Source organism: Nostoc sp. 'Peltigera membranacea cyanobiont' 232, assembly GCF_002245985.1.
Classification (GTDB): domain Bacteria; phylum Cyanobacteriota; class Cyanobacteriia; order Cyanobacteriales; family Nostocaceae; genus Nostoc.
Map to the genome: position 1 here is coordinate 1 of NZ_NOLK01000245.1, position 7,169 is coordinate 7,169.

Sequence of the window (7,169 nt, forward strand, 5' to 3'; positions counted from 1 at the left end):
ACGGGCATTGATGGGACACCAGAATATCCAAACGACTTTACGCTATCAGAAAGTAACTAGTTCTAGAGCAGAGTCAGTAGCGAAAATGGCTTTAGACAATTTGATAAATGATATATAAAATACAGGTTTTACAAAAGCTTTATTAAAACAGTAAATAATTTAAATAGTTAATTAAATACAGAGTATGTCATATACTCTGCATCAAGCGAGTGAGTTTTGGTGAAATTAGAACCATAAAGTCTGCATGATTGCAAGAATGTTAACAAAACTTTGCATCGTGTCCCATTTTGCACGTATCCCGGCTGTACCCCTAATTAACTGATTCATCCCGCATTTATGCAACGCCAGATTTATTTGTTCCCCGGTCGCAGTGATGGACACATCAGCGAAGACTCAGCCTCTAGGATTTTGAGAGGAGCTTGCAAACAAGTTGGGATAATTGGCGTATCGACGCATAGTTTTCGGCGTAGCGCATTATCTGCGATGAGTAACGCAGGCATTCCACTAAGAGTTATTCAGGAGATATCAGGGCATCGGAATTTGGAGCAGTTGCAGAGATATCTGGAAGTGACTGACGAGCAGGTGTTGGGAGCGGCGGCGGCGTTGTCTATGCTCTCGCCTGTGGCTAGAAGTGGTGTAAAGCTAAACACTAACCAAAAGCTTGAAATTGACGCACATTATCCCTAATAGGGATTTAGTTTGATTGCAATTCTAAGTGTAGCTGGACTACCTTTAGATTTATAGAGTTTCAATCCCTAATAGGGATTTAGGTTGATTGCAATGGATAATTAGTGGTATTTATTTAGGTTTTTAGTAGTTTCAATCCCTAATAGGGATTTAGGTTGATTGCAATGCGGATTCCTGTTTACTGCTAAAGAAAAGAAGATTATTGTTTCAATCCCTAATAGGGATTTAGGTTGATTGCAATCCATTTATTTTAAAATAGCCGGATACAACTTTTAGTTTCAATCCCTAATAGGGATTTAGGTTGATTGCAATGGACTGCATCTGAAAGCTTTGCTGTATTTGGTTTTCAAGGTTCAATAGCGCGAATGCAAGAATCATAACACAACTGTTTGGAAATTGACTAGATGCAAATCGCTGAAAGCCAGTGTCTATAAGGTGCGCGGATGGTTGAGAAATGCGTTCGCGCTCAAATGCTTACACATAGAGGAATACAGCGATTTTTGCTGATTGTTATTTTTGTACACCTACATATCCGCGCACTGTTGCAAAAAAAGTCTGATTGCAAGCCATGCTTAAGGCGGATTCTAGCAGGGTTTTGTTTTATCCCCTTGCGAGGTAATAAGTCTTGGAAACTGGGACAGTTCCCCCTGACGTTCAGACTGCGGTAGACAAGTTTTCATCCCCTTTCGGGGAAGAGGTTTAGAAAATATTACGTGGATTTCCTGACCACGCTCGTAGACCGTATCACGTTTCCATCCCCTTGCGGGGCAATGTGATCGGAAAGAAAATTGGCTAATCTTCTGGAGGACGTTACAAAACGGTTTCCATCCCCTTGCGGGGCAATGTGATCGGAAAGCCTACGTAACCTACACGACGTGTTTTGGAATCGGGTTTCCATCCCCTTGCGGGGCAATGTGATCGGAAAGCCTACGTAACCTACACGACGTGTTTTGGAATCGGGTTTCCATCCCCTTGCGGGGCAATGTGATCGGAAAGCCTACATAACCTACACGACGTGTTTTGGAATCGGGTTTCCATCCCCTTGCGGGGCAATGTGATCGGAAAGCCTACATAACCTACACGACGTGTTTTGGAATCGGGTTTCCATCCCCTTGCGGGGCAATGTGGTCGGAAAGTTACGTAATGGTCGTCAAGGGTAAAGGAGCATTTTTGTTTCCATCCCCTTGCGGGGCAATGTGATCGGAAAGTGGGGCAGTCTAGGAACGTGCCTAGCGGCGTTGACGTTTCCATCCCCTTGCGGGGCGATGTGATCGGAAAGTAAGGGCGGTTAGGAAAAAAGAGCCTCAGTGTAGTTTCCATCCCCTTGCGGGGCAATGAGTTTGTAAAGGTTGCTAGACGAGCTAACGCTCGGTCTTTTAGATAAAAAGTTTCCATCCCCTTGCGGGGCAATGAGTTTGTAAAGGATTTTGTCTCTAAATTGGCTAGAGAACAAATTGTTTCCATCCCCTTGCGGGGCAATGAGTTTGTAAAGCGTATTGGGACAGCTTTATCAAATTAGTACGGAAAGAGTTTCCATCCCCTTGCGGGGCAATGAGTTTGTAAAGTCCTGAATTCCGATTGATCAGCAAACCCTTTCCAGATCGGTTTCCATCCCCTTGCGGGGCAATGTGATCAGAAAGACGGCAAATAGGGTCTATTGTCGTGATGGATTTCACGTTTCCATCCCCTTGCGGGGCAATGTGATCGGAAAAATGACGGCACACCCTTCATCACTGTGACGCTAATGAAGTTTCCATCCCCTTTCGGGGCGATGACTTTGTAAAGTCTGTTCAGCCAGTATATTTTGAGGATAGTACTCTGAAGTTTCCATCCCCTTTCGGGGCGATGACTTTGTAAAGGTTGTCTGCTAATCCAGAGTTTGATGTGATTGGTTTACAGTTTCCATCCCCTTTCGGGGCGATGACTTTGTAAAGCCACTACAAATTCATTTAAGCAAAACAATGAAAGAAGTTTCCATCCCCTTTCGGGGCGATGACTTTGTAAAGCGATGGCGGGCTTGATCATCAAAGAGTCTAGCAAGGGGTTTCCATCCCCTTTCGGGGCGATGACTTTGTAAAGTGTCTTGCCGAAATATTTCGGCAGGTATCACTCGAATGTTTCCATCCCCTTTCGGGGCGATGACTTTGTAAAGAGTTCACTTTTGGAAGCCTTACAGGTAAAGGGTTTGAGATACCCCAATCGACACCACTTTTTCTAGTGTCAATAACTCCAGATAAATTATCAATAATTAGTGTCATTCACAGCTTGGAAACGTTGCTGTGCAAGCAATCGACACCAGTCAAGGAAGTTATAGGGTTTTTAAGGTTCGGGCGAGTGGTGTCGATGAGTAATCAACACATCTGAAAAAAAGGTATAGTACTTTACCTATAAATGTCAATATATTGTTAAAACCCTTAATAGTTTGGGCGTGGATGTCGGGAAATATATCTATGACGACATGAAAGCGAAACAAACGCACAGCAATGGTTAAGAGCGTACTACACAGGTCAAATGATTTCGAGCCGAACTAGCCCAAGATTAGCGATCGCCTTACTCATCACCAAGTGGTAAAAGGGTTCTCAAAGTCAACTTCGATGGTGCTGTAATAAATTTGTTAGTTTTTTATCTCATAGTGGGCATACTGCAAATATCAAGTAAGTAGCGCCGTAGGAGAAATCAACTACTAGGGTGCGATGCGCTTCTTAATAAAGTAGTTCGATGGATTTAGCAGTGATGTTGTTAAAAGAAATAGAAAATTCAAATAAGGAAAAGTAGAGTGAAAGTTGTATCAGTAATGAATTATAAAGGTGGCGTTGGAAAAACCACCGTAACAGCAAACCTAGCAGGGGAACTTGCTTTTCGGGGATATAATGTCTTACTAATAGATGTAGATCCTCAAACTAATTTAACCTTTTCATTTATTAAACCTGATATTTGGAACAAAAGCTTTCCTAACTCCAAAACATTAAAAAAGTGGTTTGATAACATTATAGATGAAAATCCTCTGACACCTTTAAAGGACTTGACCTTTGACCCTGAAACTGTGAACAAATTATTAGAAAGCAAAGGTAGACTTTCGCTAATATCATCAGACCTTGGACTTATAAATGTAGATGTAGAGCTTGCTTCTAAACTAGGAGGAAGCACTATTTTACTTATTAAAAAGAATTTTTTGAAAAACCATCAATGGTTAGCAAAAGGATTAAAAGAATTAGAATCAAATAAATTATATGATATTGTTCTTATAGACTGTCCTCCGAACTTTAATATTGTTACAAAAAACTCAATTGTTGCAAGTGATTATATTCTGATACCTGCTAAACCAGATTATCTATCTACAATTGGTATAGACTATCTCTTGCGCCATGTAAAACAGCTTGTGAAAGACTTCAACGACTTTATCAAGTTAGATGATGGTATTGTTCATAAAGGAATTAACCCTCAAATCTTAGGCGTTCTTTTTACTATGGTTCAAACTCATGGAGGAGAGCCAATTGCTGCCCAAAGGCAATATATTAATCAAACTAAAGAATTAGGGATTGCTACTTTTACACCATATATTAAAGAGAATAAAACTATTTTTGGTAATGCCCCTGAAGCCAGTTATCCTGTAGTTTTAAAAAGAGGCTCAAGTGATACAGAGAGAGAAGTAATACATGGTATTCAGGAATTTACTAGTGAATTTATAAATAAAGTTAACTTGTGAGTTTATCATGAACAAATACCAGTCTTTTCAAAAAATAGTAAATTTTATATTTTTGCTATTAAAAGAGGTTCAATCATTAACCGAACAAGAGGTAAATGACATTATAGAAGGTTCGGTAACTGTAAAACTAGCTCTGCATCCTAAATATAGTAAGCAATTAAATACTCAGATTAAAACCACCATATCAAAAGAGGTAAGCTCAACTGAAAAAGATACCAATTCTGTAGATGAACTAGAGGCATCTTCAATTGAAACAGAGATATCTTCAACCGAAGGATTGGAATTAAAAAGTGAACAGTTAAAAAGTGAACAGTTAAAAAGTGAACAGTTAAAAATAGAACAAAGCGTAGATATAGCGAAGCTGTCACCAGAACAAGTAGCTGAAACACTACGGAGCTTAGACACTCGTGAGGAAGGACTTCGGATTCTAACTGATTTTTGTTCCGCCAGAAAAGATTTGCAAAGTTTAGCCATTCATATTGACATCCCAAATAGCAGGAGAGATTCAATACCGACATTGCGCGAGAAAATTATAGAAGCAACAATCGGGTATCGTTTAAGGTCTAGAGCAATTCAAGGTGAACCAATAGAAAAAAAATGGCTCCCGACACAAACTCCTGAATCTGACCTCGTTGAAGCGACTCAGGATGAAACAATATCAACGTCTACAAAAGAACTAGATGTAGAAACTCTTCAAGAAAGCCAACCCGATCCAATTGAACAAACTCATCTTGACCCAAACCCGGATGCATCCGATCGCCCTACGGGTCGCAGTTAGTAAGTTTTAAGAAAGCAGTTGTCATAGTCAAATAGTTTAAGCTATGTTCAATACTTTAAATTTTTCTGTACGCCCCTACACCTCTGATTTTGCTAATGGAGTTTACATTTTAGACCAATATGTAAGACAAGATTTTCATGATAGGTACGTTGTCAGTGAACCAGATTATATTTCTACACTAATGAGCTATATAAGGTTGTTTTTGCGTAGCAGTAAGCTTGCAAAAAATTTTTATACCTTTAGCAATATTCAAACAGAAGAAACAGATAATTCCACTGTAGAATCAAAAGTTTTAGATAGAAGCCTAGAAATTAAATGCGGCTGTGATGCACTTCTAATATTTCGTGCAGGTAATAAAGCAAAAGTTTGTATGTTTGAAGCCAAGTCTGTTATTCCAAGCTCTAAAGGATACTGGGATAAACCTCAAGATGCAAACAGAAATATATCTCATTTTCATGATCAATTAACAAGGCAAGATAACTGGACAGATACGGCTTTTATATGGGAATTATTTATAAATAACCAACGCCCTGGTACATCAATTAAAAATTTTGATAAATATGGCTCAACTTGCGTATGGCATAAAGATGCTTATGAATATAGCAACAGATATATTAAAGATGGGTCAGATTATCAAGGTAGAAAGCCTATACTTTGGAATAATGAAAGATTGAACTCTTGTATTGAACAATCAACCAATAATTTCTTAAATTTAGAAGATATTCTGAACCATATACTCTTTGAAAATAAAGATAAAAAGAAAGAAATTCAAATTCAAGATGAAATTATTTCTTTAGAATCTAAAGATTTTAAAACAGTTCGTATACCCACAAATGCACAATCAATAGAGGATTATAAGTGGCAAATTTTGAAAGAAACTGGTGTTAAATTTGTTGCATATATAGAGTTTAATAATATTTCATTTAATAAAGAATAACTTAAATAAAAAATAATTTGCTCCTGGCTCAACCCATATTCATCCTTGTGCAGTTGTTTTTGTATTTTTTTATAGGTAAATTACTATATCTAATGCAGGCTTAACCCATGCTGGATAAAGCTTCACGGGTATCAGTCATTGTTGAAAATCCGCACAAAAGCAAAACAACCACTAATCAGGGCTAAACCAGTCCAATAACCCTACTACATAAGGGTTGCAGGCGTTTCCGGTTGTGTAGATCAACAAAAGCGCGATCGCGTTTGTTCTTTTGAGGAATAAAGCAGTCCAATAACCCTATTGTGCAAGGGTTGCAGCTATTCGTGGTTGTGCAGCCGAAGAAAAGTGCGATCAGTAGATTACTTATCAGAAGGTGGTTTCTTATTAGCTGAGTTCGGATAAGTAAACTGGGAATGTTGAGAGTGGTGTAATGGGGTTGGAATTAAAAAATAGGTTATGGAAACTGAGATTCTCGATTCCTAGATTCTGATAAGTAAATGGGTAGCACGAGCCACCCGTTGACCCATTAAAAAGCTTACTTCTATATCAGGAGATTGTGAAATAGCGCCTTTGATGCCTAAGAGCGTGAATGTTCCTGGTTCAACAATTACTATTCTCAGCATAATTTTATTAATTCTCTAATAATAAATGGTTCTTTATTGGGGAATTTATTATTGGTGTCTGTGCCGTGACTGTCCGTCTTGCCGTGAAGCTGCCGTAGGCTACGACCTATACATGGCATGGATTGCCGTGATTGTTGCCGTATGCCGTAGACAGCCATAAAAGCAGGTAAAACATCTGTTAGTGTTACCACGGCATCACGGCATCATGCTCACCAATCAGGGACTTCCAAAGAATAAATTATTCCAAGAAAAACAAGAGACAGGTTTTATCAAGAATGATAATCATTTTAAGGGGGGAGAAAAGGGGTTGCCCTGGGCAACCCCTTTTCTCCCCCTCATCTATGCATGAAGAATCTATACACTTGTCGTCTGCTTTGAAGTTAAACAGTGTAAATTAGTATGTTTTGTAGCTAAATAAATGCTGTTATTAAAATCAAATAA

General features: G+C 38.9%; 5 protein-coding genes, 1 pseudogene and 1 CRISPR repeat array. Of the genes and pseudogenes, 4 read left to right on the forward strand and 2 right to left on the reverse strand.

All coding sequences use genetic code 11. The annotated features are described in order from the left end of the window. Positions 1-348: 348 nt before the first annotated feature. From CDG79_RS37720 to CDG79_RS37735, 4 genes and pseudogenes are all read left to right on the forward strand, one after another. Positions 349-624, forward strand: a pseudogene (locus tag CDG79_RS37720) (tyrosine-type recombinase/integrase); the annotation flags it as partial. Positions 625-673: 49 nt separating this feature from the next. Further along, a CRISPR array of direct repeats spans positions 674-999; the repeat unit is 37 nt; unit sequence GTTTCAATCCCTAATAGGGATTTAGGTTGATTGCAAT. Positions 1,000-3,463: 2,464 nt separating this feature from the next. Continuing rightward, positions 3,464-4,393 carry a ParA family protein gene (locus CDG79_RS37725; RefSeq protein WP_094346645.1) on the forward strand — a complete coding sequence of 310 codons (930 nt, stop codon included), beginning with the start codon at positions 3,464-3,466 and terminating at the stop codon, positions 4,391-4,393. Positions 4,394-4,400: 7 nt separating this feature from the next. Then, entirely contained in the window at positions 4,401-5,171 is a 771-nt protein-coding gene (locus tag CDG79_RS37730; RefSeq protein WP_094346646.1) for a hypothetical protein, read from the forward strand. Positions 5,172-5,214: 43 nt separating this feature from the next. Then, positions 5,215-6,108 carry a hypothetical protein gene (locus tag CDG79_RS37735; RefSeq protein ID WP_094346647.1) on the forward strand — a complete coding sequence of 298 codons (894 nt, stop codon included), beginning with the start codon at positions 5,215-5,217 and terminating at the stop codon, positions 6,106-6,108. Positions 6,109-6,584: 476 nt separating this feature from the next. On the opposite strand, the gene CDG79_RS44505 is transcribed toward CDG79_RS37735, so the two are convergent. Next, on the reverse strand, positions 6,585-6,728 hold the full coding sequence (locus CDG79_RS44505; protein WP_223278589.1) for a hypothetical protein: 144 nt from the start codon (positions 6,726-6,728) through the stop codon (positions 6,585-6,587). Continuing rightward, positions 6,722-6,919, reverse strand: a complete 198-nt coding sequence (locus tag CDG79_RS41780; RefSeq protein WP_143855708.1) for a hypothetical protein — start codon at positions 6,917-6,919, stop codon at positions 6,722-6,724. The genes CDG79_RS44505 and CDG79_RS41780 overlap by 7 nt, the downstream gene beginning before the upstream one ends. Positions 6,920-7,169 lie beyond the last annotated feature (250 nt).